Origin of the sequence: Streptomyces sp. enrichment culture, from assembly GCF_964273145.1 — a bacterium.
In the GTDB taxonomy this organism is placed as follows: Bacteria; Actinomycetota; Actinomycetes; order Streptomycetales; family Streptomycetaceae; genus Streptomyces.
The window spans coordinates 2,649,611-2,673,504 of the sequence record NZ_OZ186873.1 but is presented as its reverse complement, the minus strand read 5'-3'; the positions used below and the strand labels follow the sequence as shown (position 1 = coordinate 2,673,504).

23 protein-coding genes and 1 tRNA gene are annotated in these 23,894 nt (G+C 74.2%); 16 read left to right on the top strand and 8 right to left on the bottom strand.

What is annotated here, in order from left to right:
- Positions 1-92: 92 nt before the first annotated feature.
- Positions 93-707, bottom strand: coding sequence for a 5-formyltetrahydrofolate cyclo-ligase (locus ACSU6Z_RS11970; protein WP_437045098.1), 615 nt, complete (start codon positions 705-707; stop codon positions 93-95).
- A 91-nt stretch (positions 708-798) separates the two neighbouring features.
- Here ACSU6Z_RS11970 and galU point away from each other — a divergent pair, with 91 nt between their 5' ends.
- The 7 genes from galU (at position 799) to ACSU6Z_RS11935 (ending at position 6,385) form a co-directional block, all read left to right on the top strand.
- Positions 799-1,710: a UTP--glucose-1-phosphate uridylyltransferase GalU gene (galU, locus tag ACSU6Z_RS11965; protein ID WP_437045096.1), complete on the top strand. Its 912-nt coding sequence runs from the start codon at positions 799-801 to the stop codon at positions 1,708-1,710.
- Positions 1,707-3,044: a molybdotransferase-like divisome protein Glp gene (gene glp, locus ACSU6Z_RS11960; protein WP_437045094.1), complete on the top strand. Its 1,338-nt coding sequence runs from the start codon at positions 1,707-1,709 to the stop codon at positions 3,042-3,044. The genes galU and glp overlap by 4 nt, the downstream gene beginning before the upstream one ends.
- Before the next feature lie 86 nt (positions 3,045-3,130).
- Complete coding sequence (gene moaC / locus ACSU6Z_RS11955) at positions 3,131-3,640, top strand: cyclic pyranopterin monophosphate synthase MoaC (RefSeq protein ID WP_437045092.1); 510 nt, start codon at positions 3,131-3,133, stop codon at positions 3,638-3,640.
- Positions 3,637-4,134, top strand: coding sequence for a MogA/MoaB family molybdenum cofactor biosynthesis protein (locus ACSU6Z_RS11950; protein WP_437045090.1), 498 nt, complete (start codon positions 3,637-3,639; stop codon positions 4,132-4,134). Before moaC ends, ACSU6Z_RS11950 begins: the two co-directional genes overlap by 4 nt.
- 20 nt (positions 4,135-4,154) lie before the next feature.
- On the top strand, positions 4,155-4,820 hold the full coding sequence (locus tag ACSU6Z_RS11945) for a GNAT family N-acetyltransferase (RefSeq protein WP_437045088.1): 666 nt from the start codon (positions 4,155-4,157) through the stop codon (positions 4,818-4,820).
- 173 nt (positions 4,821-4,993) lie between these two features.
- Positions 4,994-6,211, top strand: a complete 1,218-nt coding sequence (sepX, locus tag ACSU6Z_RS11940) for a divisome protein SepX/GlpR (RefSeq protein ID WP_437045086.1) — start codon at positions 4,994-4,996, stop codon at positions 6,209-6,211.
- A 100-nt stretch (positions 6,212-6,311) separates the two neighbouring features.
- A tRNA-Ala gene (locus ACSU6Z_RS11935) sits at positions 6,312-6,385 on the top strand.
- Positions 6,386-6,548: 163 nt separating this feature from the next.
- Here the strand turns inward: ACSU6Z_RS11935 and ACSU6Z_RS11930 are convergent.
- On the bottom strand, positions 6,549-7,520 hold the full coding sequence (locus ACSU6Z_RS11930; protein WP_437045084.1) for a LysR family transcriptional regulator: 972 nt from the start codon (positions 7,518-7,520) through the stop codon (positions 6,549-6,551).
- An 86-nt stretch (positions 7,521-7,606) separates the two neighbouring features.
- Here ACSU6Z_RS11930 and ACSU6Z_RS11925 point away from each other — a divergent pair, with 86 nt between their 5' ends.
- Positions 7,607-8,773, top strand: coding sequence for a nuclear transport factor 2 family protein (locus ACSU6Z_RS11925; protein ID WP_437050271.1), 1,167 nt, complete (start codon positions 7,607-7,609; stop codon positions 8,771-8,773).
- A gap of 707 nt (positions 8,774-9,480) precedes the next feature.
- Here ACSU6Z_RS11925 and ACSU6Z_RS11920 read toward each other — a convergent pair.
- Together ACSU6Z_RS11920 and ACSU6Z_RS11915 are read right to left on the bottom strand one after the other, a co-directional pair.
- Positions 9,481-11,895, bottom strand: coding sequence for an FtsX-like permease family protein (locus tag ACSU6Z_RS11920; RefSeq protein WP_437045082.1), 2,415 nt, complete (start codon positions 11,893-11,895; stop codon positions 9,481-9,483).
- Positions 11,889-12,647 (bottom strand): ABC transporter ATP-binding protein, encoded by a 759-nt coding sequence (locus ACSU6Z_RS11915; RefSeq protein ID WP_437045080.1) that lies wholly within the window; start codon positions 12,645-12,647, stop codon positions 11,889-11,891. The genes ACSU6Z_RS11920 and ACSU6Z_RS11915 overlap by 7 nt, the downstream gene beginning before the upstream one ends.
- Before the next feature lie 216 nt (positions 12,648-12,863).
- On the opposite strand from ACSU6Z_RS11915, the gene ACSU6Z_RS11910 reads away from it, so the two are divergent.
- Together ACSU6Z_RS11910 and ACSU6Z_RS11905 are read left to right on the top strand one after the other, a co-directional pair.
- A complete protein-coding gene (locus ACSU6Z_RS11910; RefSeq protein WP_437045078.1) occupies positions 12,864-14,144 on the top strand; it encodes a sensor domain-containing protein in 1,281 nt (426 codons plus the stop codon).
- On the top strand, positions 14,108-14,776 hold the full coding sequence (locus ACSU6Z_RS11905) for a response regulator (RefSeq protein ID WP_437045076.1): 669 nt from the start codon (positions 14,108-14,110) through the stop codon (positions 14,774-14,776). Before ACSU6Z_RS11910 ends, ACSU6Z_RS11905 begins: the two co-directional genes overlap by 37 nt.
- Positions 14,777-14,817: 41 nt before the next feature.
- Here the strand turns inward: ACSU6Z_RS11905 and ACSU6Z_RS11900 are convergent, their stop codons facing one another.
- From ACSU6Z_RS11900 to ACSU6Z_RS11885, 4 genes are all read right to left on the bottom strand, one after another.
- Entirely contained in the window at positions 14,818-15,294 is a 477-nt protein-coding gene (locus ACSU6Z_RS11900) for a GNAT family N-acetyltransferase (protein WP_437045074.1), read from the bottom strand.
- Positions 15,295-15,521: 227 nt separating this feature from the next.
- Complete coding sequence (locus ACSU6Z_RS11895) at positions 15,522-15,725, bottom strand: hypothetical protein (protein WP_437045072.1); 204 nt, start codon at positions 15,723-15,725, stop codon at positions 15,522-15,524.
- Positions 15,722-16,063, bottom strand: coding sequence for a hypothetical protein (locus ACSU6Z_RS11890; RefSeq protein ID WP_437045070.1), 342 nt, complete (start codon positions 16,061-16,063; stop codon positions 15,722-15,724). Before ACSU6Z_RS11890 ends, ACSU6Z_RS11895 begins: the two co-directional genes overlap by 4 nt.
- Positions 16,060-16,230 (bottom strand): hypothetical protein, encoded by a 171-nt coding sequence (locus tag ACSU6Z_RS11885; protein ID WP_437045068.1) that lies wholly within the window; start codon positions 16,228-16,230, stop codon positions 16,060-16,062. Before ACSU6Z_RS11885 ends, ACSU6Z_RS11890 begins: the two co-directional genes overlap by 4 nt.
- Before the next feature lie 153 nt (positions 16,231-16,383).
- Here ACSU6Z_RS11885 and ACSU6Z_RS11880 point away from each other — a divergent pair, with 153 nt between their 5' ends.
- The 6 genes from ACSU6Z_RS11880 (at position 16,384) to ACSU6Z_RS11855 (ending at position 23,465) form a co-directional block, all read left to right on the top strand.
- A complete protein-coding gene (locus ACSU6Z_RS11880) occupies positions 16,384-16,629 on the top strand; it encodes a GntR family transcriptional regulator (RefSeq protein ID WP_437045066.1) in 246 nt (81 codons plus the stop codon).
- 204 nt (positions 16,630-16,833) lie between these two features.
- Positions 16,834-17,637: an exodeoxyribonuclease III gene (locus ACSU6Z_RS11875; RefSeq protein ID WP_437045064.1), complete on the top strand. Its 804-nt coding sequence runs from the start codon at positions 16,834-16,836 to the stop codon at positions 17,635-17,637.
- Positions 17,638-18,007: 370 nt separating this feature from the next.
- Entirely contained in the window at positions 18,008-18,757 is a 750-nt protein-coding gene (locus tag ACSU6Z_RS11870; RefSeq protein WP_437045062.1) for a hypothetical protein, read from the top strand.
- Positions 18,754-21,030, top strand: a complete 2,277-nt coding sequence (locus tag ACSU6Z_RS11865; RefSeq protein ID WP_437045060.1) for a hypothetical protein — start codon at positions 18,754-18,756, stop codon at positions 21,028-21,030. Before ACSU6Z_RS11870 ends, ACSU6Z_RS11865 begins: the two co-directional genes overlap by 4 nt.
- A gap of 2 nt (positions 21,031-21,032) precedes the next feature.
- The gene (locus ACSU6Z_RS11860) at positions 21,033-22,760 is read left to right on the top strand and encodes a vWA domain-containing protein (RefSeq protein ID WP_437045058.1); all 1,728 of its coding nucleotides are present in this window, start codon (positions 21,033-21,035) and stop codon (positions 22,758-22,760) included.
- 27 nt (positions 22,761-22,787) lie between these two features.
- Complete coding sequence (locus ACSU6Z_RS11855; RefSeq protein ID WP_437045056.1) at positions 22,788-23,465, top strand: vWA domain-containing protein; 678 nt, start codon at positions 22,788-22,790, stop codon at positions 23,463-23,465.
- Positions 23,466-23,894: the final 429 nt, after the last annotated feature.

Here is a 23,894-nt window from a genome sequence, read left to right as displayed (position 1 = left end):
CCCCGGGCCCGGACCGGGAAACGGCACGGGAAACGGCCTCCACGCACGCGTGGAGGCCGTTTCCCGTTCTCGGCGCGCCGGCCGCGCCCGCGTCAGCGGAACCTGCGCACCCCCGACGGCGTCACCACCGCGTCCACCGGCCGGTCGTGCGGCTGGGCGGGGACCCGCGCGACGACCTCGGCGTCGTACAGCAGCACCACCAGCGCGGGCCGGGCGCCCGCCCGCTCCAGACGCGCCAGGACCCGGTCGTACGACCCGCCGCCGCGCCCCAGCCGCAGGCCGCGCCCGTCGACGGCCAGCCCCGGCAGCAGGACCACGTCGGCCCCGGTCACGGCGTCCGGGCCCAGGCGCTCGCCGGCCGGCTCCAGCAGCGCCATCCGCCCGCCGTGCCGCACGCGCGCGAGGGAGCCCTCCCCGCCGTACTCGCCCCAGTCCAGGTCGTTGTCGGGCAGCAGCACCGGCAGCAGGACGCGCACGCCCCGCGCGCGCAGCGCGTCCAGCAGCGCGAGCGTCCCGGGCTCGGTGCCCACGGAGACGTACGCCGCCACCGTGCGCGCGTGCGCCACCTCCGGCAGCTCCAGTGCCCGCCCGGCCAGCGCGACGGCCGCCGCCCGCACGTCGTCCCCGGTCAGCCCGTTCCTCGCCGCGAGCACCTCCCGCCGCAGGGACCGCTTGTCGGGCCCGGCCGCGCACCCCTCGTGGCTCATGCGGCTTCCCCTCCTTTCACAGTGTGCTCATATGAGCGGCAATTGCCCCGGAGCCGCCGATTACGTGCAGGGCACCGATTAAGGTGGCGCCATGACTCAGTCGCACCCCAGGATCAGCAAGGCTGTCATCCCCGCGGCCGGCCTCGGCACCCGGTTCCTGCCGGCCACGAAAGCCACTCCCAAGGAGATGCTGCCGGTCGTCGACAAGCCGGCGATCCAGTACGTGGTGGAGGAGGCCGTGTCCGCGGGCCTCGACGACGTCCTCATGGTGACGGGCCGCAACAAGCGTCCCCTGGAGGACCACTTCGACCGCAACTACGAGCTGGAGTCCGCCCTCGAGAAGAAGGGCGACACCGAGCGCCTGGCCAAGGTCCAGGAGTCCAGCGACCTCGCCACCATGCACTACGTCCGCCAGGGCGACCCCAGGGGCCTCGGCCACGCCGTGCTGTGCGCCGCCCCGCACGTGGGGGACGAGCCCTTCGCGGTCCTGCTCGGCGACGACCTGATCGACCCGCGCGACCCGCTGCTCCAGCGCATGATCGAGGTCCAGGAGCAGTACGGCGGCAGCGTCGTCGCCCTCATGGAGGTCGCCCCGGAGCAGATCCACCTCTACGGCTGCGCCGCCGTGGAGACCACCCAGGACGCCGACGTGGTCAAGGTCAGCGGACTGGTCGAAAAGCCCGACCCGGCCGACGCCCCCTCCCACTACGCCATCATCGGCCGCTACGTCCTCGACCCGCACGTCTTCGACGTCCTGCGCACCACCGAGCCCGGCCGCGGCGGCGAGATCCAGCTCACCGACGCCCTCCAGCAGCTCGCCGCGGACGAGAAGGTCGGCGGCCCGGTGCACGGCGTGGTCTTCAAGGGCCGCCGCTACGACACCGGCGACCGCGGCGACTACCTGCGTGCCATCGTCAGGCTCGCGTGCGAACGTGAGGACCTGGGCCCGGACTTCCGGACCTGGCTCCGCAATTACGTAGCCGAGGAGATGCAGGAACGTTGAGCAGCGCCGCGCCCCGCACCACCGGCCACGACCCCGCCGGACCGGACCGCCTCTGGTCGGTCGACGACCACCTGGAGGACATCCTCACCACCGTCCGCCCCCTGGAACCCATCGAGCTGAACCTGCTCGACGCCCAGGGCTGCGTCCTGGTCGAGGACGTCACGGTGCCCCTCTCCCTGCCGCCGTTCGACAACAGCTCCATGGACGGGTACGCGGTGCGGGTCGCGGACGTCGCGGGCGCGAGCGAGGAGTACCCGGCCGTCCTGGAGGTCGTCGGCGACGTGGCGGCCGGCCGGGCCGACCCGCCGCCCGTGGGACCCGGCCAGGCCGCCCGCATCATGACCGGCGCGCCGCTGCCGCCCGGTGCCCAGACGGTCGTCCCCGTGGAGTGGACCGACGGCGGCCTGGGCGGCGGCCCGGTGAGCGGCATGCGCGCCCGCGCCCTCGCGCCCGAGGGCGCCGAGGGCCACGTGCACGTGTACCGCCCGGCCGGGGTCGGCGCGCATGTGCGCGCCCGGGGCAGCGACGTCAAGGCCGGCGACCGCGCCCTGGCGGCCGGCACGGTCCTCGGCCCGCCGCAGATCGCCCTGCTCGCCGCGATCGGCCGCGGCACGGTCCGGGTCCGCCCGCGCCCGCGCGTGGTCGTCCTGTCCACCGGCAGCGAGCTCGTCCAGCCCGACGAGGAGCTGGGCGGCGGTCAGATCTACGACTCCAACAGCTTCGCCCTCACCGCCGCCGCCCGCGACGCCGGCGCGATCGCCTACCGCGTGGGCGCCGTCGCCGACGACGCCGAGACCCTCCGCGACACGATCGAGGACCAGCTGGTCCGCGCCGACCTGATGGTCACCACCGGCGGCGTGAGCGTCGGCGCGTACGACGTCGTCAAGGAGGCCCTCGCCCACGTCGGCGACGCGGACGAGCCGGGCGGCGGCGTGGAGTTCCGCAAGCTGGCCATGCAGCCCGGCAAGCCCCAGGGCTTCGGCTCGATCGGCCCCGACCACACCCCCCTGCTGGCCCTGCCCGGCAACCCGGTCTCCGCGTACGTCTCCTTCGAGCTGTTCGTCCGCCCCGCCATCCGCGCCCTCATGGGCCTGGACGACGTCCACCGGCCCACCACCCGCGCGACCTTGACCGCCGACAAGGCGCTGACCTCGCCGAAGGGCCGCCGGCAGTTCCTGCGCGGCAGGTACGCCGACGGCACCGTCACCCCGGTCGGCGGCGCCGGGTCCCACCTCGTCGCGGCCCTCGCCCTCGCCGACGCGCTGATCGTCGTCCCCGAGGACACCGAGTCGGTCGAGCCCGGCGCCGAGGTCGAGGTGGTCCTGCTCGGCTGACCCGCGGGGGGTGGCGGTACCGTGTCGCGCACAGCAGGCCCGCGCGCCGCACCGCGCCGGGCCCGGACCGGGAGCGCCACACGAGCATGAGCACGCAGGACCGACGTACGCAGGACCCAGGTACGCAGGAACGGCTGACGCACATCGACGAGACGGGCGCCGCCCGCATGGTCGACGTGTCGGACAAGGACGTGACCGCGCGCACCGCCCGCGCGAGCGGACGCGTCCTGGTGGCGCCCCGCGTCGTCGAGCTGCTGCGCGGCGAGGGCGTCCCCAAGGGCGACGCCCTGGCCACCGCGCGGATCGCGGGCATCATGGGCGCCAAGCGGACCCCCGATCTGATCCCGCTGTGCCACCCTCTGGCGCTGTCGGGTGTGAAACTGGACCTGTCGGTCGCGGACGACGCCGTGGAGATCCGGGCCACCGTCAGGACGACGGACCGCACGGGCGTCGAGATGGAGGCCCTCACCGCGGTCTCGGTCGCCGCGCTCACCGTGATCGACATGGTGAAGGCGGTCGACAAGGGAGCGGTCATCACGGACGTGAGGGTGGAGGAGAAGACGGGCGGCAAGTCGGGCGACTGGAGCCGGTCATGACGTATCGCGCGCTGGTGGTCACCGCCTCCAACCGGGCCGCCGCCGGGGTCTACGAGGACAGGGGCGGCCCGCTGGTCGCCGACGGTCTGCGGCGCCTGGGGTTCGCCGTCGACGGCCCGCGGGTCGTCCCCGACGGCGACCCGGTCGAGGCCGCCCTGCGGGAGGGCGTCGCCGCCGGGTACGACGTCGTCGTCACCACCGGCGGCACGGGCGTCTCGCCCACCGACCGCACCCCGGAGGCGACCCGCGCGGTCCTCGACCGCGAGGTGCCGGGCATCGCGGAGGCGATCCGGGCCCACGGCCGGGACAAGGTGCCGACGGCGGCCCTCTCCCGGGGCCTGGCCGGCGTGGCGCGGACGACACTGATCGTCAACCTGCCGGGCTCCACGGGCGGCGTGAGGGACGGACTGGCCGTGCTGGAGCCCCTGCTGATCCACGCCGTCGACCAGATCCGCGGCGGCGACCATCCCGGACCCGGCGGGGGTGCGAGCTGAACGGCGCGTTCTGGCCCGCGGTGCTGGCGGACGGCGATGTCCTCCTCCGGCCGATAAAGCTGCGCGACCAGCGGGCCTGGCGTGAGGTCAACCGGCGCAACAGGGACTGGCTGCGCCCCTGGGAGGCGACCATTCCGCCGCCCACGCCGAGCGGGCCGATCGCGCACCGGCCGACCTACCGCCAGATGGTCCGCCACCTGAGGTCCGAGGCGAACGCGGGCCGGATGCTGCCGTTCGTCATCGAGTACCAGGGCCGTCTGGTGGGCCAGCTGACGGTGGCCGGGATCACCTGGGGCTCGATGTGCTCGGGGCACGTCGGCTACTGGGTGGACGAGGCGGTGGCCGGCCGCGGGGTGATGCCGACGGCCGTCGCGCTGGCCGTGGACCACTGTTTCCGCACCGTCGGCCTGCACCGGCTCGAGGTCTGCATTCGCCCCGAGAACGGCCCGAGCCGCCGGGTCGTGGAGAAACTCGGATTCCGCGAGGAGGGCCTGCGCCCGCGCTATCTCCACATCGACGGCGCCTGGCGCGACCACCTCGTCTTCGCCCTGACCGCGGAAGAGGTGCCGGAGGGGCTCCTGAGCCGCTGGCACCGCACCCGCGCCCGGCGTGAGCAGGATGCCCATAACGCGCAGAACGGGCAGAACACTCCGGGGAATCCCACCCGCCCCGGAAACTGGAATTGAATAAATGTTCGAAATTGATCGGATGGCGGTCGCCGCGCGGTATTGAAATTCGTGGGCCTGGTGTCCGGGCGATCACATCGGTCGCAAAAAAAGTTCGAAATATCAGCCAGATCGTGCGACACACCGGCTCAATTGGCAGATGGCCCCAAGCAAACCCCTCTACCGTGTGAGGCGTGAGCAGCAGCGGCCTCATCTACGCAGTCATCGTCGGGGCCTGGGCCGCCTACTTGGTGCCGATGTGGCTCCGTAGGCAGGACGAGCTGAACGAAGCCCGTCCGACGGAACGCTTCAGCACCGCCATCCGGCTCCTGTCCGGGCGGGCGGGCATGGAGCGCCGGTACGCCAAGGACCTGCGGGCGCGCTCCGCCGAGGAGGCGGAGTGCGACGTCGACCCGGACGCCGTCACCGACTCGGTGGACGTCCGGGCCTTCGCCGTGTCCCGGACCCGCCGGCAGACCCAGGTGACCGTGCGGCCGCCCGCCCCGGAACGGTCCGGGCAGGCGTACGGGGAGACGGGCGTGCCGGTCCACGGCGACGAGCGCGAACCGGCCTCCGCGCCGGCCCGGGGGCAGGGGCAGACCGCCCGGCCCACGCCCGCCGCGCAGGCGGCGGCGGCACGCGCCCGGCGCTCGAAGGTGCTCGCGCGCCGCCGGCGCACCACCGTGGTGCTGTTCCTCGCCTTCACCCTCGGGTCGATCGTCGCCGCCGTCGGCGGATTGGCGTTCCTGTGGGCGCCCGGCGTGCCCGCCGTGCTGCTCAGCGCGTACATCGCCTACCTGCGCCGCCAGGAGCGCCGCCGCTTCGCCTTCCAGATGGACCGCCGCCGCGCCGAGGTCGCGGCGCAGCGCCTGCGGGAGCGCCGCCAGCCGCGCCGCCGCCCCGCCGCCGGCCCGGCGGCCGACCCCGACACCGAGGAACTCGACGAGGACCCCGGTACGGAGACCGACCCCGGCCTGGAGGCGCTCGCCGCCGACCGGCGGGCGCTGGTGGAGCAGACCGACCACGCCGAATGGGTCGACCAGCAGCGGGAGCGGCAGCGGCGGCCCGGCCAGGGCGAGAGCTGGGAGCCCGTCCCGGTACCGCTCCCGACGTACGTCACCGCCCCCGTCGCCCCGCGCGCCACGGCCGACGTGGACCTCGGCGCCCCGGACGCCTGGAGCTCGGCGCGGTCCGGCTCCATGGCCCCGGGGGCGGACGGGCCGGCCGGCGCCGCGCCGGCCGAGGGCCTCGTGCCGGCTCCCGAGCCGAGCCGCCCCGACGACCGGGCGGAGAACCCGGCCCGTACCGGGCCCCGCCGGGCCGCCTTCGCCCGCCGCGCCCGCGAACGCGGCCGTACGCCCCTCTTCGACCAGTACGAGGACGGCGACCGGCCCCGCGCCGCCAACGAGTAGGCCGACGGCCCCCGATGTGACCTGCGTCGCTCCCGGCCGCCGTGAGGAGCACGGGTTTTTGAGCAGGCCGATCGGGATGCTAAAGTTTCACTCGTTGCAAGGGCCTGTGGCGCAGTCCGGTAGCGCACCTCGTTCGCATCGAGGGGGCCAGGGGTTCAAATCCCCTCAGGTCCACCGCAGCGCCGATCCCGAGTCAGCTCGGGACGGTTGACGAAATCCCGCACGATCTTCGGATCGGGCGGGATTTCGTCGTTCCGGGGTGCGTTCGACGTTCTGCCCGAGTCCGAGGAAACAAGGCAGCCGTAAGGCCGGTCGGTGAGATCCCGGTGAGCCCGGCTCACGAGTCGGTGACGCCGTCGTGGAGTTCCGGCGCGGCGGCGTGGGGGTTCGCCGCGGTCGGCCGGTGAGCGGCTTGGGCCGGGCGGGCCGCGGCGAAGGCCGTGGCGAGCTGGTCGAACAGGAGCGCCGCGCAGGGGTGGGGGTCGCGGCGCGGTGTGATCGTGTAGATGCCGCGGGTCGGGGCGTCGACGAGGGCCACGGTGGTGACGTCGGCCCGCAGCGCGCACGTCAGCACCCCGGGTATCAGCGCGATGGCGTGGCCGGTCGCGACCAGGGCGAGCTTGCCGAGCAGGTCGGCGGCGGTGAGGTCGATGCGGGCGCCGACTCCGGCGCGGGCGGCGTGCCGGCGCAGGAGCGCCGCCGAGCCGTCGTTGTCCTCGACCCAGGTCTGGTCGGCCAGCGTCCGGATGTGCACGGGGCCCCGACCGGCCTGCGGATGGCCGACGGGCAGGACGACGACCATGTCGTCCAGGCCGAGGAACCGCTGTTCGACCTGTGGATGGGCGGGCAGCCCCGGCGGTGCGTCGGTGACGACGGCGATGTCGAGATCGCCGGCGAGCACCCGGTGGTGCAGTGGTGTGCTCAGGCCGGGGACCAGGCTCCACCGGAGGGGGCCGGACCGCTCCAGCAGGCCCCGGATGGCCTCGGGGACGATTCCCGCGGCCAAAGAGGGGGTGGCACCGACGGCCAGCGGCCGGCAGAGCGTCCCGTCGCGAACGTCCCGCGCGGAACGGACGGCGCGGTCGGCCTCGTTGAGCGTGGCCAGGGCGTGGCGCCGGAACGCCTCGCCGGCGGGCGTGGGGCGCACACCGCGCGCGTGGCGCTCCAGCAGGGGCACGCCGAGCTGCCGCTCCAGGCCGGCGATCTGCCGGGAGACGGCCGACTGCGTGTGATGGAGCTCGGCGGCCGCCGCCGACAGCGACCCGAGCCGGCACACGGTCACGAAGGCTCGCCACACCGTCAGATCCATGGCGTCAGTATGCCCAGGCGGTATGCGCGAGCCGCAGGGCGGGCCTTCCGGATCTGCGCTTGTCGCAGCCGTCGTGGTGCACCACGCTGGCGCGCATGACCACACCGCACACCATCGCCGTCCTCGGCCTGGGGCGCATGGGCGTCGCGATCGCGACCCGGCTCACCGCCCAGAACCGGCACGTCGTCGGCTGGACACGCTCCGGGCGCGCACCGGGCGCCGTCGAGACGACGGTTGATCCGAACGACGCCGTGGCGAAGGCCGATCTCGTCCTCCTGTCGCTGTTCGACGGCCCGGCCTGCCGGCAGGTCCTCGACGAGGTGCGTGACTCGCTGCGAGCGGACGCGATCGTGCTGAATACCAGCACCATCGCCCCCGCCGAAGCGGCACGGCTGGCCCGGTGGCTCGGCCCCTCCTACGTCCACGCGCCCGTGCTCGGTTCCGTGCCGGCCGTCGCCGCCGGTGCTTTGCGGATTCTCGCCGCCGGCGGCCGGGACGCGCTCGACCGGGCCCGGCCGGTCCTGGAAGCGCTGGGCACCGTGCAGCACGTCGACGACGCCTCCACCGCCGCCGCGCTCAAGCTGATCGCCAACAGCAGCCTCGCCGGTGCCGTCCTCGCGCTGCGCGACTCCCTGCGGCAGGCCGACGCCCTCGGCCTGCCCCGTGCCCAGGTGCTGGACGTCCTCGAACTCGGCCGGCTCGGCGGTCTCGTGGCACACAAGCGCCCCTTCCTCGACGGCCGGGCGGACGCCACCGCGGCCGAGTTCACGATCGGAGCGCTGGCCAAAGACATGGCACTGCTGGCCGCCGCGTCGAACACCCCCTTGCGCAGCGCGGCCGGCCTGGCCGACGCCCCTGCCGCCGCCGAGGCCGACATCGCCGTCGCCGCCACGGTCCCCGCCGTGGAGGACTCCGTGCTCGAACCGCTCCGCGCCTACATCCGCGGACACGCCACCGGCGACCCCGCCCACTTCCGCGACGCGTTCCTGCCCACCGCCCACATCGAGGGCATCCGGGACGGAGTGTTCGTCTCGTGGCCCCTGGACGAGTACTGCGCCCTCTTCCCGGGCCGGCCGGCCCCGGACGAGCCGGCCCGGTCCCGTCGCATCGACGCCGTCGACGTCCACGGCACCGTCGCGACCGCCACCATGACGCTCTCGCACGGCGCGGACACGTTCACCGACATCTTCCTTCTGGTCCGCGTCGACGACGGCTGGCGCATCGCCAACAAGGCTTACCACCGCCGCTCCTGAGAGCGGCGGAAAACGCTTCCCCACCCGCTTCGGCGTCGCGCCGGGACCGTGCCGCCTCCCCGGCCGGGATCGCCACCGCCTACGGGGGCCAACCCGGCCGGCCCGCGTCTGCCGGGGCGTCTGCGGCCGCTCCTGGCGGGGGTCTTGGCGGCGCTGCCGGCGGTAACGATCGCCGTGTCGGGCACCCATGCGCGGTCCGCGCACTTCACCCCCTTCCTGCCGTACGGCCGGACCTCCGTCGGGATCGCGGCGGGCGTCCTGTTCCTCGCCTTCGCGGGCCGGGAGGCGATCAGTCACCTCTCGGCGGAGTTCGCCGGCCCGGACGCGACCCGCCCCGGGCCACTCTGCCGGCCCGGGGGACCGTCACCGTTCTCTGTCCGGGGCTCGCCCTCGTCACCGTCGGGGCGCTCGGCGCGCGGGCCGGGACCACGGCCACCCCGCTCACCCTGCTGCTGGAACAGGCTTCTGGAGCAGTGGCCCTTCCCGTGGCGGCGACCGCCGCGCTCCTGCTCACCTTCGGCGCGGCCGGCGCCTACCTCACGGGTCCCGCCCGGCCGGGCGGGACCCTGGCCCGCCAGGGGGCCATGCCCCGCCGGACCACCGCCAAGGCCGTGGGGGCGGCCGGTGTGCCCCGTGGGGGCGGGCCACGCGGACTTCGTGTCCTCGTCGCGGCCAGGCCCTGAGCGGATGTGCGATCCGGCGGGCCGTCAGCGGCGCAGGGCCAGGCCCGCCGGTACCACCGCCGACACCACCGCGACCACCGCGCACGCCCCGGCCGCCGCACCGAGGGCGGACCACGGCAGTACCGCCCCGGCCGGGGCCGACAGCAGACGCAGGGCGGCGTCCATGCCGAGCAGGTTCAGGGCCGCCACCAGGACTCCCAGCACACCGCCGACGGCGGTGACGGTCAGGGCCTCGGCGGCGACCAGGCGCAGCACCTGGGCGCGGGTGGCGCCCGCCAGGCGCAGGGACGCGAGCTCCCGCCGCCGGTCGGAGGTCGCCACGACCAGGGTGCCCGCCAGCGCGATGCCCGCGTAGAGCAGGGCGATCCCGAGGACCAGCAGGAAGCCCGCCCGGGTCCGGCCGTCCGTGTGCGGGGACGTCTCCCGCAGCCAGGCGTCGGCGGTGAGCACCCGCTCGCCCGAGGAGCGCGCCGCCTTTCGCAGCGCCGCCGTCACCGCGGCCCGGTCCGCGCCGTCCGCCACCCGCACCTCGGCCCGGTCGGGCACGGCGCCCGGCGCGTTGGCCGCGGTGACGTACACGCCGTTGTCGCCCGTGCCGGCCGGCATCACCGCGGCGATGCGCAGCGTCCGGCGCGTCCCGTCGCCGAGCCAGACGTCCACGCGCTGCCCGACGGCGTGCCGCTCCCACTCCTCGTTGACGATGATCGAGCCGTCGTCGAGGCCGGTGACCCGGCCGTCCGCCAGCGGCAGCCGGGCCGTCGCCGCGAGCGCCGCCGGGTCGGCCGCGCGGGCCTCGGAGCGGACAAGGGCGACGCCCTCCTCCAGGACGTACACGGCACTCGGCGCGGTCACGGACACCTCGGCGCCGGGCACCGCCCGCAGCCGGCGCACCGCCGCCGGGTCCAGGCCGCCCGGTGCCGTCACCACGAGGTCGGCGGCGGTGCGCTGCCGCTGCTCCGCGGCCTGCGCCCGGTTCAGCGTCGCCGTCGCGCCGAGCAGCGACCCCGTCAGCGCCACCGTCACCAGCACGGGCGCCGCGACGGAGGCGGTGCGGCGGACGGCCGCGGCGGCGTTCTCCCGTACCAGCATCCCGCCCGCGCCGGGCAGCCGGGACGGCAGCCAGGCGATCAGCCGGACGAGCGGGCGCACCAGGAGCGGGGACAGCAGCGCCACCGCCGTGATCAGCAGCATCGGGCGGCTGACGTAGGTCTTGCGGTGCAGCAGCTCGGCCGGGTCGGTCAGCAGGGCCGCCGCCAGGGTCGCCACGGCCGTCAGCAGCAGGGCCGTACCGCACAGCAGGCGGCCCCGGGTCAGGGCCCCGGTGTCGGCGGACGCCTCGCGCAGCGCCTGGGCGGGGCCGGTGCGCCCGGCCCGCCAGGACGCGGCCACCACCCCGCCGAGCGCCACCGGCAGGCCCGTCCAGAAGGCGAGGTGGTACGGCCAGGTGTGGTCGCCGATGGCGAACCAGCCGGGTGCCAGACCCTCCCGCACCACCCACGCGGCCAGGTGCGGGGCGGCGTACGCGCCCAGCACGCAGCCCGCGGCCGAGGCGAGCACGCCGATCAGCAGCGCCTCCGCGCCCACCAGCCGGCGGATCTGGCCCGGGGTGGCGCCCGCCAGGCGCAGCAGCCCGAACTCTCGGCGCCGCTGGGCGACGGAGAAGGCGAACGTCGACGCCACCACGAACACCGACACGAAGGCGGCCACACCGCCCGCCGTCCCGAACAGCGCGTTCAGCGCCGTGACCGCCTCCCGGTCGCGGTCCGGGTCGGCGTCCGCCAGGCGGCGGGCGTTCCCGGTGAGCACCCGGGCGGTGTCGCCCACCGCCCGCCGCACCCGGCCGGGGTCCGCCTCCACGACCAGCTGGGTGCTCACCGGCGCCAGCCGCGCGGCGCGCGCGTCGGTGTGGAAGACGGCCCGCTCGAAACCGCGGTCGGTGGTCGTTCCCACCACGCGCACGGTGCCGTGACCGGTGCGCAGCCGGTCGCCGACGGTCGCCCAGGCACCGGTGACCACCACCTCGTCGGCCGCCCGCGGCGCGCGGCCCGCGGTCAGGGCGTACGGGGCGAAGGCGGCCGTCGACCACGGGTGGCCCACCAGCGGGCCGGGCGCCCCCTCGGCCCGGACCGGGAAGGAGCGGTCCTCGGTGACCGGGCCCAGGGCGCGCAGCGCGGCCACGGTCCGATCCGGCACCGGGCGGGGGCGCGGCAGCGGCTTGCCGCGGACCCCGATCGGGGTGGACACGCTCAGAGTGTCCTGACCCCGCACCACCACCGGTGCCGCGGCGAACCGCTCCGGGGCGCGCTGCGGAGCGTCGGCCGCCGAGGCCAGGGCCAGGCCCATCACGGTGAGCAGGGCCACGCCGAGTGCGAGGGCGACGAAGCTGCCGGTGAAGGTGGTCCAGCGGGTGCGCAGGGTGCGCAGGGCGATGCTCAGCACGGCAGGACCTCCGAGGCGGTCCGCGGGGCCTCCAGGGTGGTCATGCGTGCCGCGATCTCCCCGGCCGGGGCGCCGGCCAGCTCGCCGTGCACCCGCCCGTCGACGAGGAAGACGACGCGGTCGGCCCAGGAGGCGGCGACCGGGTCGTGGGTCACCATCACGATCGTGCGGCCCTCGGTGTCGGCCATGCCGCGCAGCAGCGCCAGCACCTCCCGGCCGGTCACCGAGTCCAGCGCGCCGGTCGGCTCGTCGCCGAACAGCACCTCCGGCCGGGTGATCAGGGCGCGGGCCAGCGCCACCCGCTGCTGCTGGCCGCCGGACAGCCGGTCGGGCCGGTGCCCGGCCCGCTCGGCGAGCCCGACCTGCCGCAGCACCTCCCGCACCTCGGCCCCGCGCGGGCGCCGGCCGGCCAGCCGCAGCGGCAGGGCGACGTTCTGCGCGGCGGTCAGGGACGGCACCAGGTTGTACGCCTGGAACACGAACCCGATCCGCTCGCGGCGCAGCAGGGTCAGCCGCCGCTCGCTCAGTCCGGTCAGCTCCGTCTCCCCGAGCCGCACCGAGCCCGCCGTGGGCCGGTCCAGCCCCGCCGCGCACTGCAGCAGGGTGGACTTGCCCGAGCCGGAGGGCCCCATGACGGCGGTGAAGGAGCCGCGCGGGAAGGCGAGCGAGACGCCGTCGAGCGCGGTCACCCGGCCCTCCCTCGAGCCGTACTGCCTGCGCACCGCGCGCAGTTCGATCGCGTTGGGTCCCATCCGTCCCCGTGTCCCCACTCGTTGCCGTGTTCATTGCCGTGTTAGTCGCCGTACCGGCGTCGTCGTGCCGGTGTCTGCCGTGGGGTCCACGAAACCGCGGGACGGCACGGTGGGTCAGTGCGGCAGGGGCGAGACCTGGGGTAGGGCCAGGCATACCTCCCGGCCTCCCGCCACGCCCATGGCGCGGGTGCGCGGCCCGCCCCTACGGTGATCCGCATGACGGTGTGGCGGGCGCTCGGCGGGCGCGGATACCTGGGGTCGGCCTGGCCCTGGCGGGCGGCGGCGTTCCTGGCGAGCGGGGCGCTGCTCGGAGCGGCCGTCCTGGTGGTGACCGTCAGCGGGGTCGTGGTCGGCGGGGCCCTCGCCGTCGTCCTGCTGGGGCTGCCGCTGCTGGTGCTCACCGCGCTGACCGGGATACCCGTGGCCGCCGTGGAGCGGTGGCGGCTGCGGCTGGCCGGGCTGGGCCCGGTGCCGGACGGACAGCACCGGGTGCCCGGCCGGCCCGGACTGGTGTCCTGGCTCACGACGCGGCTGCGCGAGGCGGCGACCTGGCGGGAGCTGGCGTACGCGGTGCTGCTGGGCCTGGTGCTGTGGCCGCTGGACGCGCTGGCCGTCCTGGCCGCCGCGGGCCTGCCGCTGTCCATGGTGGCCGCGCCGGTGCTGGTCGCCGCCGGCGGCGAGGCGAAGGTGGTCAAGCTGTTCCTGGTGGACACCTGGACGGGGGCCTGCGCGGTCGCCGCGCTCGGCCTGGTGCTGCTGGCGGCCGGAGCCTACGCCCTGGGCGTGGTGGCCGGGGCGCGGGCCGAGCTGGCGCGGGCGCTGCTCGCCGCGAAGGACGGCGACAGCGACCGGGTCACCGAACTGGTGCGCTCCCGCGCCCGGTTGGTCGACGCCTTCGAGGCGGAACGGCGGCGCATCGAACGCGACCTGCACGACGGAGCCCAGCAGCGGTTGGTCGCCCTCAGCATGACCCTCGGCCTGGTCCGCCTGGATACCCCGCCCGGACCGCTCGCCGACCGGCTGGCCCAGGCCCACGAGGAGGCGGGCCGGGCCCTGGCCGAACTGAGGGAACTCATCCACGGCATCCACCCCAAGGTCCTCACCGACTACGGCCTCGAAGCCGCCGTCGCCGACGCCGCCGACCGCAGCCCGGTCCCCGTCGACCTCGACCTGGACCTGCCCGGACGGCTGCCCGGGCCCGTGGAGACGGCCGCGTACTTCGTGGTGTGCGAGGCCCTCGCCAACATCGCCAGGCACAGCGGGGCGAACCGGGCCGGGGTGCGCGGCGGGTATGCCGACGGGCGGCTGGTCCTGGTGGTCCGCGACGACGGCCGCGGCGGGGCGGACGCGGGCGGCGGCAGCGGCCTGACCGGACTCGCCGACCGGGTGTCGGTCCTCGATGGCAGACTCTCCCTGTCCAGCCCGCCGGGCGGACCGACCCTGCTGCGTGTGGAGATCCCTTGCCGGCCGACCGACCAGAACGCTCCCTGCGCGTAGTCCTGGCCGAGGACAGCGTCCTGCTGCGCGAAGGGCTCGTCGGCCTGCTCACCCGCTTCGGACACGAGGTCGTCGCCGCGGTCGGCGACGCGGACGCCCTGATCGACGAGACCACCGAGCACACGCCCGACATCGTCGTGACGGACGTGCGGATGCCGCCCGGCTTCCAGGACGAGGGCCTGCGCGCGGCGGTCCGGCTGCGGCAGGAGCGGCCCGGGCTGCCGGTGCTGGTGCTCAGCCAGTACGTGCAGCGGGCCTACGCCGGCGAACTGCTCGACTCCGGGGACGGTACCGGCGTCGGCTACCTCCTCAAGGATCGGGTGGGCCAGGTCGAGCAGTTCACGGACGCGCTGCACGAGGTGGCGTCCGGCGGCACGGTCGTCGACCCGGAGGTCGTACGGCAGTTGCTGCGCCGGCGCCGGGATCCGCTCGCGCGGCTGAGCCCGCGCGAGCGGGAGGTGCTGGCGCTGGTCGCCGAGGGCCGGTCCAACGGGGCGATCGCCCGGGAGCTGGTGGTCTCCGAGGCCGCCGTCGGCAAGCACATCGGCTCCATCCTCGCCAAGCTGGACCTGCCGCCGGCCGACGACACCCACCGGAGGGTGCTGGCGGTGCTGGCCTTCCTGCGGGCGTGAGCCGGTGCCGGGCGCCGCGGCGGACGTCGCCCGCCGGGACGCTAGAGCTTCTTGGCGTAGCAGAGGCTGCTCTCGTGGAAGCGGTAGTAGCCGAACTTCTCGCACGGCTCGTAGCCGCTGGACAGGTACAGCGCCACCGCCTCCGGCTGCTTGGTGCCGGTCTCCAGCACCATGCGCGTCCGGCCCGCCGCCCGTGCGTCCTCCTCCAGCGCGGTCAGGATGCGCCGGGCCAGCCCCCGGCCGCGCATCTGCTCGATCACGAACATCCGCTTCAGCTCGGCGTCGCCGTCCCGGTAGTTCTCCTCGTTCGCGTCCTGGGCCCGCCAGCCGCCCGAGGCGACCGGGACGCCGGCCTCGTCGTACGCGAGCAGGTACAGGCCGTTCGGCGGGGCGAAGTGCGACGGCTCCAGGTGGGTCGCGTCGCCGCCGTCGCCGTAGCGCAGGGCGTACTCGGCCTGCACCTCGTCGTTGAGCTTGACGGCGTCGGGGTGGTCGAAGGGGACCGGGCGGATGTCCATGCTGCCTACCGTGTGTTCGGTGTGGGACCGGCTGATGTCGAGGCGGTCCGGAACAGGACCTCGTCCAGTGTGCCGGTAAGGCGCCCTGGTGTTCACCGTGAGCTCGAACACCGTGGGTAAAACGCTTGCCGCGTGACCTGCGAAAACGTTGAAAGGGCCCGCCCCGGGGTGCTGGGGCGGGCCCTCGTCGCACGCGGCCGCGACCGGCGGCGCGGTCGTGTGCGGGTCTACTCGCGGTTACGGTGCTGCGGGCACTGGCACGGCGGCCAGGCGAGGGTGCTCACCGGTTCGAGCGGGTCGCCGGCCGTGATCCGTACCGTGTCGCGCCGCTCGATCACGCGGCCGTCACGGAAGCGGGTGACACGCATCGTCATGAGGTGCCCGCGGACGCCGGTGGGCTCGTCCCGCTCGGCGCGGTCGGCGGCGGTCATTCCTGGTCCGCCTTCCGCTGCCGGCGGTATTCAGCCCACAGGGCGGCCCCCTCCGGGCAATACTCGTGCCGGTTGCACGGTGCGTACGGCTTCGTGTCCGCGGTCCCCGCCAGGTGGGCGAAGACGGCGTACCGGGCGGCGGCCGTGGGCAGGGGCTCGAGGTTGTTCGCGATCCGGCACGGGCGGCACGCGTACAGGGTGCCGCCCGCCCCGGGCCCGCGCTCGATGACCTCGACGGGGCGGGCCTCGGCCATGCCGCCGTGCCATGAGCACCACTGCACGGGCACGGTTCCGTCGCCCGCCGGCTCGCCGCTCCCGGCGGTCGGTGCGGCGCTCACCGCGCGACTCCGTGAACGTCACGGCGGTGGCGGCCGAGCAGGATGCGGCAGTCGAGGGCGCGCGAGTGGTCGTGCTCCTCCTGCGCGGCCCGCTTCTCGTTCCGGAGGCGTGCGCACTCGGCGCACCCGGGTACGGCCGGGGCCGGTTCGCTTGCTCTACGCTTCATCTGTCGTCGCTCCTGTGTAGCGATGGCCACGCCCCCGGACCGGTCGCGCGGTTGCGGGGGTCTTCTCGTTCCGACGGTACGTGAACTTGTCAGGTGTTATCAGGTGACGTCACTAGACGGGAAGCATTGTCGTATGGCTCCTACGGTCGATATATGACCTTGGATCTCGACGGGCCGGAGCCTCTGTACGAGCAAATTGCACAGATTCTCGCCGCCCGGATCGCCGACGGCACATACCTGCCGCGTCGGCGCATCCCGTCCGAGGCGCAGATCGTGGAAGAGTTCGGCGTGTCACGGCCCACCGCGCGGGCGGCCGTGCAACTGCTCGTTGAGCGCGGCTTGGTCCACACCGTGCGCGGCAAAGGCAGCTTTGTGGTCGACGCGCCACCCCAGGCGTGACGAAACGCCCCCGCCCAGCCCGTAAGGGCCGGACGAGGGCGTAACGGCATTCACCGGCAGATCATCCGGTGCGTGGCCGTCGACCGGACCGACGGGGGTCCGCGCGTTCGGGTGCATCCTGTGTGGGAGCCTGACCCGTGGGGGTCGGCACCCGTACCGGGCGGCGTTCCACAGCGGACGCGCCCGCCTGATCAGGAGAGTGTTTTGCTAACGGTGACCTCCGTCAACGTGAACGGCCTGCGCGCCGCCGCGAAGAAGGGCTTCGTGGAGTGGCTCGCCGCCACCTCCGCCGATGTGCTCTGCCTCCAGGAGGTGCGCGCCGAACCGCACCAGCTCCCCGAACAGGTGCGTGAGCCCGAGGGTTGGCACGTGACGCACGCCCCGGCCGCCGCCAAGGGCCGCGCCGGCGTCTCCCTCTACACCCGCCGCGAGCCCGACCGCGTGCGGATCGGCTTCGGCTCGTCCGAGTTCGACGCGAGCGGCCGGTACGTCGAGGCCGACCTGCCCGGTGTGACGGTCGCCTCCCTCTACCTCCCCTCCGGCGAGGTCGGCACCGAGCGCCAGGACGAGAAGATCCGCTTCATGGGCGAGTTCCTCGGCTACCTCAAGGAGCTGCGCGAGCGCGCCGCCGCCGACGGCCGCGAGGTCCTCGTCTGCGGCGACTGGAACATCGCCCACCAGCAGGCCGACCTGAAGAACTGGCGCGCCAACGCCAAGAACTCCGGGTTCCTGCCCGAGGAGCGGGAGTGGCTGGGACGCGTGCTCGACCCGGCGGACGGCGGGTACGTGGACGTGGTGCGGGCGCTCCATCCGGGGGTGGAGGGGCCGTACACGTGGTGGTCGTACCGGGGGCGGGCCTTCGACAACGATTCGGGCTGGAGGATCGACCTGCACGCCGCGACCGCGGGGCTCGCCGCCGCGGCCGTCAGGGCGTCCGTCGAGCGCGCCGCCACGCACGCCGAGCGCTGGTCGGACCACGCGCCGGTGACCGTCGTCTACGACCTGTAGGGGAGCCGCCCCGCGCCCCAGCCGCTTCGTACGGGGGTATGACGCGCACCACCCGGAGGCTCTCCCTCGTGCCCGCATGTGTTCCGCCCTGCGTGCGGGCCCGGCCGCTCGTGCGCTCCCGGCGCTCGGCAGCCCGGACGGACACGACGACCGCGCACGTCGACCACCCATCCGGGTGGTCTACTTCAGGTAGTAATCGCACTCCTGTTCCCTCTTCGAACCTGTATTGCAGGTTTCTTTCAGTCAATCCCATGAATGCGCCATATGGCGTGGACCGGTTCCCCGCGTGTGCCGTCTACTGGTGGAGCCGATCGGCCGGTGGGGTGTTCCGGTCAACGGCATGTCACGGGGAGCACGGGGAGGCATGCGCATGGCGGACGAAGCCACACATCGCTGGATCATGGCGCTGGACGTCGAGAACTTCAGCAAGCGCCGGGACCCCGTGCAGCGCAGGGTGCGGGCCGCGATGTACCGGGTGCTCAGCGCCGCGATGGAACGGGCCGGCCTCGCCGCGGCGGACAGGGTGTCGGAGGACCGCGGCGACGGAGCGCTGCTGCTGGTCGAGCCGACCGTCTCACCCCTGTTGATCGCCGGACCCTTCGTGCGCGAACTGAACCTGGAGCTGGGTGAGTACGCGCAGGAGTCGAACCCGGAACACGCGGTGCGCCTGCGCCTGGCACTGCACCAAGGGCTTGTGGCGAGGGACGAGCACGGCTGGTCGGGGGACGCCGTCAACACCACGTTCCGGCTGGTGGACGCCCAACCGCTGCGGGAGACCCTGGCCGCCGCGCCCTCGGCACGGATGGTGTTCGCCGTCTCGGACGAGGTGCACCGCGCCGTGATCAGACACGGTCACCGCGGCATCGATCCGGCGGCCTACCTGCCCTGCGACTTCACCACCAAGCACGGCGAGACGATCAACAGTTGGATCACCGTCCCCGGATATCCGGCCCCACCGGGCCTGCCGACACCGGCGACCGCCACTGCTCCCCCTCCCGCGAGGGACACGTCCCCGGCCGGGCACCCCGCTGTCACCCAGCGTGCCCGCACCGTTCAGGGTGACCAGATCGCCGGGGACAAGAACGTGACCGTCCACACCAACGGGAGCGTGCGGTTGTGACGGCCGGCGCGACCGCGGGAGCCCCGGCCGCCGGAGCATCAGGGGGGAGCCGACCGGCGGCCGGGCCGGGGGAATCCGCGGCGGGCGAGGCGGGCGGCGCGTCCCCGCCGCCCGCCGCGGGTCCGGCCCAGAGCCCGGAGCAGGCGGCGAAGGACGCTTTCGGCGGCGCGTCCCCGGCCCCGTCCACGCCGGGCGGGGAGGACGGCGCGGCCCAGTCACCGCCGCAGTCCGGCCCCGGTGCGGAGTCGTACGAGGCGACCGGTGGGCTCGGCCAGGGCTCGCAGCGGCGCGGGCACCTGCAGAACGCCGTCGCCAACGTCGAGGGCGACATGGTCGGCGGCGACAAGTACGTCGTGCTGCTGGGAGGCGCGCGGCACAAGGTGCGCATGTTGTCCCCGCTCATCGCCGAACGTGTCCGGTTCGCGTATTGCGATCCGGCCGAACTGCCCGGCGCCCGCGACGCCCTGGGACGGCAGCGGCTGCTGATCCTGCGCGGGGCCGCCGGATACGGCAAGTCCGCGATGGCCGTACGGCTGCTGCTCGGCGCCTGCCGGGGCACCCTGTACCACCTGGACAGTGGCGTCGACTTCGCCTCCCTGGCCGACCGACTGGAGAACGACGGCGGGGTGATCGAACAGGGCGCCGGTTTCCTGCTGGAGCAGCCCGAGGATATCGCCGGCCTCAGCCGGGAGACCTACGACAAGGTCCAGGGGGCGCTGTCGCAGGCCGACGCGTGGATGGTCGTCACCGTGACGACCGGTGATCCCGTCGACGGCGAGCTCCTCGCCTCGGTGCAGGACCTGACGGACGCCCCGCAGCCGCAGGAGATCGTCCGCGCGCACCTGCGGTGGCGCCTCGGGGAGCGCGTCGCGGACCGGCTGCTGGACCGCGACGAGGTGCGCGAGGTGCTCACCGAGCTGCTGGGCGACCTCCCAGCATGCCGGAAGGCCGGTGAGCTGGCCGCGATGATGGGCGAGCAGTACGACCTGTACGGCGGCCTCGACCTGGACCGGCTGCGCGAGCACCGGGCCCGGTTGGAGGCGGAGGACTTCGAGATCTGGGCGGAGAGCCTGCCCGACACCGCCACCCGCAGCTTCGCCCTCGCCCTCGCCGTGCTCAACGGGTTGCCGCAGGAAGACGTCGCCGAGGCGGCCCGCTCGCTGCGCGACCGGCTCGAGGACGACTCGCCGTACCTGAGGGCGCCGGGACCCGACGGGCGCGTGACGCGTTCCCGGGACCTTTTCGAGACGCCGCGGCGACGGCAGCTTCTGCGGCTGCGCGCTCGGGAGACCGGCCGGCCCGGAGGCGAACCGGGCAAGGTGCTGGAGTACAAGGACCCCGGTTACGCGCGCCGGTTCATCGTGCACGCGTGGACCCAGTACGAGATCCAGACCGAACTCCTGGACTGGCTCTCGGAACTGGTCGTCCACTCCTCGGAGCAGGTACGCGTCTACGCGGCGGCCTCCGGCTTGGGGGTGCTCGCCGCGGAGTCCTACCGGCATATCGAGCGCCGCGTCCTGCGGCCCTGGGCGCGCAGCGACAACCCGTCGCGCCGCACCGCCGTCGCCTACGCCCTGTCGGTGGCGTGCCATGACCCCTGGGTACGGGAGGAGGCGGCCGCGCTGGTCGACGACTGGTACGTGGACCAGCGGCCCGCGGCCCGGGCGACCGCGGCCCGGGTGCACGGCCTGGGCGCGGTCTCGGACCGCCCCGTCGAGGAGCTGGGCAGACTGCTCGCGGTCGACAGCGTGACGGTGGCGGTGGCCGTCGGTCTCGCGCTGGCCGACCTGGTGGCCGACGACGCGGACGTAGCCGGATCCGTACTGTCCCTGCTGCGGGCCGGGGCGGAGGACCACCGCTCGGGCCGTGCGGCGACGCTCGCGTTCCTGATCGTCGCCGCGCAGGTGGTTGTGGAGACCGCAGAGGTGGACCCGGATGCCGCAGTGCCCCAGTGGCCGACCCTGCTGTACCTGGCCCACTGCCGGCACGAACTGCGTGATCCCTTCGTCCGGCTGTGGCGCGGCGCGCTGAACGAGTCCTCCTTCCACGACGAGGCGGAACAGGTCATCGGAGCGTGGGCCAGGCTCGCCGAGCGCGACTCGCAGCTGCGCGAGATGTTCCGCCTGCTGGTCGGCGCCATCGCGCACCAGGACGTGCGCTCGGGCCGGATCCTGCGCGCCTGCGCCGACGACTGGGTGCACCCGGACCGCATGGTGCGACTGCCGCTGACCGCCGCCATGGTGCGGGCCCAGTTGGACCTGGAAGGGGTGTGACGATGTCCGTCTCGCTGATCCTCAACGACCATGCGATCGCCCGCAGCCGGGTGGGCGAGCTGCCCGACCTGCCGCCCGCCGTGGCGATCGTCTATCCGGTGGAGGGCGGGCCCTTCGAAGTGGAGCGGGTCCGTACGTTCGGACAGCGCTGGCTGGGCAAGAACCGCCTCTGCTACGTCGTCGACCTCAGCGATCACCGGCGTCAGGCGGCCGTCACCAAAACCCCGCTGACCTGCAAGGACGGTGGGCATCGGTTCCAGGCGACGATCGACGTCGGCTTCCGGGTGCACGATCCGGCACTGGTGGTCAGGCGGAACGTGCGCGACGCGCTGGCGGTCGTCTACGGCTATCTGACCGACCGGATCCGGCTGTGTGCGGCCCGGTTCACCATCACCGAGGCTATGGCCGCCCAGCTGGCGATCAACCAGGAGCTGGACCGCGAGATCCGGCTGCCGGAGGGCATCACCCTCTACCACTGCAAGATCCAGATGGAACCCGACGAAGCGGCGACCCGGTACATCCGGGAATTGGAGGAGGCACGTCGGCGTGCTCGGCTCGGCGTGCACACCCACGAGGTCCGGCTCGGCGAAGCCCGCTCCGACGAGGAGATCGAGGACCTGCGGGCCGCGGCCCGCAGACGCCGCGAGGAGCAGGAGCGCGCCGCGCTGTCCGGCCGCCCGCTGGACTTCGAGCGCCTCGTCCACGAGCACCTGGTCCGTCACCCGGAGGACACCGCCCAAGCCCTCGAGCTGCTGGCCAGGGTCCGCGAGACCGAGGCGACCCAGCACGAGATCCGGGACCAGCGTCACGACGAGATGGTCAAGTACCTGATCGAACGGGGCGTGGTGCGCGAGGTCGACCTGCCCGGACTGCGCCAGGGCGTGCTGGGCCCGAGCGTGGTCGGCACCGGAGTGGCCGGGGTGCTGGAGCGGCCCGACGCCGGCACCACCCCGTCGTTCACCACCGGTATCCCGCCGCAGGGACCGGCCCACGCGATCTCCGCGCCCGTCGCCGTGGAGGCCGGCGGGCCCGTTCAGTGGGGCGGCAGCACCCCGGCGCCGGCGTCCGCGCCGCCGAGCGGGCTGGTGCCGGTCTATCTCGTCCTGGACACTTCCGCGGCGGCGGCCGGCTGCCTCACCGACCTGGGCAACATGCTCCGCTCCGTACAGACGCTGCTGGCCAGCAGCCCCGACGTGGCCGCGGCGATCCGCCTGTCGGTGGTCACCTACGCCGACGGCGCCGACGTGGTGCTGCCGCTCACCGAGGTGTCGTGGCGCACTGGCGTCCCCGGGCTGAACGCCGGGCCCGGCTGCCGCTACAGGCCGGTGCTGCGGCGGCTGAAGGACCTGGTACCGCTGGAAACCGAACGGCTGAAGGAGCAGGTGGAGCGCGTGCTGCGGCCCGTGGTGTTCTTCCTCGCTGTCGGGCAGGTCGAGGACGACACCGAATGGCCGACCGCACACGCCGATCTGATGGCGCACAAGTATTTTCCACACCTCGTGGCCTGCGGCATCGGGCAGGGCCGGGCCCGCACGGTGCGGCGGCTGGCCTCGCGGCCCGAGCTCGGCGTCGTCGCCGTCGAGGGAGCAGACCTGGCCCAGTCCGCGGTGCAGTTCTCGGTGCTGGTGCAGCAGACGCTGCTGCACCTGGGCCGGAGCGCGCTCGCCGGGCGGATGGAGTTGCGCCTGGACTGCCCGAAGGGGCTCAGGTCCGTGGTCGGCGAGCAGTGAAGCGGAATAACGGAGGGGAGACGAGGAATGGCTGAGGCACTAGGGCAGTTGCTGCCCGTGTACGTCCTCGCGGACGAGTCAGGGTCGATGTCGGGCTACGTCGGCGATCTCAACGAGGGGATGAAGTCGCTGCACGTGGCGCTGCTGGGGGAGCCGATGGCGGCGGCCAAGGTGCGCTTCTCGGTGCTCGGTTTCGCCAACAGCGTGACGGAGCGGCTGATCCTGGCCGATCTGAGAAGCGAGGCCGAGCTGCCGCGGCTGTCGGCCGGTGGAGGCACTAACTACGACGCGGCGTTCGGGGCGCTTCTGGAGCGTGTCCCGCAGGACGTGCGGACGCTGAAGGCGCAGGGGTACCGGGTGCACCGGCCCGCCGTGTTCTTCCTCAGCGACGGGCAGCCGACCTGCGGCGAGGAGTGGCGCGAGACGCACCGTCGGCTCACCGACCGGTCCGTCACCGCGGCGGCACCGAACGTCATCGCGTTCGGTATTGGCCAGGCGCAGGCCGCGACGATCCTGTCCGTGGCGACGCAGGAGAACTTCGCGTTCGTGTCCATCCCGGGGGCACAGCTCGGTGAGTCCATCGCCAAGTTCTTCACCGCGCTGACCAAGAGCGTGGTCGAGTCGGGCAACGCGATGGCGGCGGGGCAGCCCGAGCTGGTGGTGGGGAAGCCGGAAGGCTTCCGGCTCGCGATCGACGAGGTCTGACATGGAGAAACGGGCGTGGTGGCGCAGGAGTCAGGCGACCGGACGGCCGGACGAGCCGAGGCGGGAGGACCTCGAGGACGGGCGGGACGAGGAGCGGTATACGGCCGCGCCAGCCGATCCGGCGCTCCCCGGCCACGCGGTTACGGACTACACCGTGCCCGATTACCAGGTCCCGCAGTACACGGTTCCCGAGTACAGTGGCCCGGACCTCGCACCGCCGCCCGGAGGACAGGGCGCCGGACCGGGACCGGACACCGGCTACGGGCCGGCTACGGGCCACGGGCAGGAACCGCAGCACGGGCAGGGATCGTCGTGCCCTTCGGGCGTACCGGAGCGGCAGGCCGGTCACCGGTCGGACCCCCGCCGACAGGACGACCCGCCGCCGTACGATGCCGGGTGCGGCCCTCCGCGGCCCAGCCCGGCACCGGC